Genomic DNA, 1,776 nt, shown 5'->3' on the forward strand with positions numbered 1-1,776 from the left:
TAGCCACCCAGGCCAGGTCGCGGCGTACCCCGGCCAGCTTCAGGCCGACCAGGCTGCCGCCGATGACGAACAGCGCCACCGGGCTCGAAGCAGTGGCCACGATCTGCACGGTTTGCGCCAGCACCGCGGGCAGGTGCAGGCCCAGCAGCGCGGAGCAGAAACCCGCCAATATGGCCAGCACCATGGGGTTTTTCAGCAGGTTGCGCAGGCTGACCAGCAGCGTGTGGTGCCAGCGCTGGGCGGCATCCTGGCCTTGGTTGTCGGCCATGGCAAAGCACAGGGGCAGCACCAAAAGATTTTCGACCAGCATGGTCAGCGCCAGCGCCACCCCGGCCGTGGGGCCCAGCAGTTGCAGCACGATGGGGTAGCCTACAAAGCCGCTGTTCGAAGCCGCCATGCCCAGGCTTTGCATGGTGGCCAGCGGCACGCTTTGCCGACGCAACCGCCGCCCCACCAGCATGGCCACCAGCACCACCGTCAGCGAGCCGCCCGCGTAGGCCAGCAGGTAGGGGCCATTAAGCACCTCGCCCAGCGGGCGCTTGGAGAGCGCGTTGAAGATCAGCGCGGGCAGGCAGAAGTTGACCACGAAGCGGCCCAGCACCCGCATGTCGGGTTTGCTGAACAGGCCGTAGCGCACGGACAAGAAGCCCGCCGCGATGATCAGGTAGATCGGCGCGGTGATGGCCAGAATTTGGAGCATAGGAAAGGGAAAGGGGCGGCCTGCCGAAGGGTTTCGGCAGGCCTAGGCAGAACAGAGGTGGCGGGCTTTAGTACTTCAAGGTGGCGACAGAACGCAGCACTTCGGGCGTGGTGGTGGGCAGGCCGAAGAATTCCAGGTAGGCCGGAATCTGCTCGAACAGCATGTCGGTGCCCACTTGCACCGGGCAGCCCCGGGCCACGGCGGCACGCAGAAAGGCGGTCATTTCGGACTTCATCACCACTTCGCCGACGAAGGTGGTGGGCGCAATGCGCTCCACGTCCATGGGCAGCGGGTCACCGTCGTTCATGCCCATGGGCGTGCCATTGACCACCAGGTCGCAGCCTGCGGGGTCGTTGGAGCCGGTTTCTACCAGCAGCGCGGGGTAGTGTTCGCGCAGCCGGGTGGCCAGGCCTTCCATGGACGGGGTGTAGGCATCGAACAGTTGCAAGGTGCTGACACCGGCTGCCGCCAGCGACGCAGCGATGGCCGAGCCCACGCCGCCGCAGCCCACCACCAGCGCGCGGATGCCGCTGATCTGCAGCCCCTTGCGCTGCACGCCGCGCACAAAACCTTCGCCATCGAACATGTCGCCAATGAGCTTGCCGTCGGCATTGCGGCGCACGGCGTTGCAGGCACCGGCAATCCGCGCCGTGGGCGACACCTCGTCCAGCAGGCCCACGGTGGTGACCTTGTGCGGCATGGTGATCAGCGCGCCACGGATGTTGGCCAGGTTGAACACCGCCTTCAGGAAGGCGGGGTAGTCCGCGGTCTGGCAACCCATGGGTACCACCACTGCGTCGATACCGGCCTGGTCGAAGTAGGGGTTGTAGATCATCGGCGCCTTGAAGGCGTGCGTGGGGAAGCCGATGTGGGCGATGATTTCTGTGTTGCCACTGATCATGTTGGGCTCTTGGGGTGGGGTTGAAAATAGTTATAAAAAAGGCCGCTAGCGCATATGGAACCTGCGCGAGAAGCTACTTTTTATATAGCGAATAGGATTTAAGCGCTTTTTGCGGCCTGGGCGGCGGATACGCCCGCGCGCAGGCCGAGCAGGTAGCTGTCTACGCCAAAGCCGC

2 protein-coding genes are annotated in these 1,776 nt (G+C 64.7%); both read right to left on the reverse strand.

Translation table 11 applies throughout. The annotated features are described in order from the left end of the window. Positions 1-700, reverse strand: a 700-nt coding sequence (locus tag ABI213_RS05480; protein WP_348026351.1) for an AEC family transporter, incomplete at its 3' end; no start/stop codon positions are given. Positions 701-767: 67 nt separating this feature from the next. After that, positions 768-1,601, reverse strand: a complete 834-nt coding sequence (locus tag ABI213_RS05485; protein WP_348008988.1) for a ThiF family adenylyltransferase — start codon at positions 1,599-1,601, stop codon at positions 768-770. Positions 1,602-1,776 lie beyond the last annotated feature (175 nt).

This window comes from Rhodoferax sp. (assembly GCF_039922535.1).
Classification (GTDB): Bacteria; Pseudomonadota; Gammaproteobacteria; order Burkholderiales; family Burkholderiaceae_C; genus Rhodoferax_B.

Coding starts and splice junctions, on each gene's coding strand:
- ABI213_RS05485 (WP_348008988.1), bottom strand. CDS start 1,601: ATGATCAGTGGCAACACAGAAATCATCGCCCACATCGGCTTCCCCACG.